Origin of the sequence: Salifodinibacter halophilus (assembly GCA_012999515.1) — a bacterium.
GTDB lineage: Bacteria > Pseudomonadota > Gammaproteobacteria > Nevskiales > Salinisphaeraceae > Salifodinibacter > Salifodinibacter halophilus.
This window is the reverse complement of sequence record JABEEB010000462.1, coordinates 1-252: the sequence shown is the minus strand read 5'-3', so window position 1 is coordinate 252 and position 252 is coordinate 1. Positions and strand designations below refer to the sequence as shown.

At 65.9% G+C, this 252-nt stretch carries 1 protein-coding gene; it reads left to right on the top strand.

All coding sequences use genetic code 11. The features are described 5' to 3' along the window. On the top strand, positions 1–252 hold a 252-nt coding region (locus HKX41_12450), incomplete at both ends, for a hypothetical protein (protein ID NNC24946.1).

Here is a 252-nt window from a genome sequence, read left to right as displayed (position 1 = left end):
CGACACCAACTGCGACGGGGTCAAGGACGGCTACGTCGACATCGACACCTCGCGCGCCGGCTGGGCGCTGTACGACGCCAACGGCAACTACGTCGGCGAGCGCGGCTGGGTCAAGCCCAAGCGCACCTATCGCGCGCTGGAGTTCATGCTCGACCGCGCCTGGGACGACAAGTGGGCGTTCAACGCCTCGTATACCTGGTCCAAGAGCGAGGGCAACGTGGAAGGCCCGTCGAACTCGGACTTCGGCTTCGA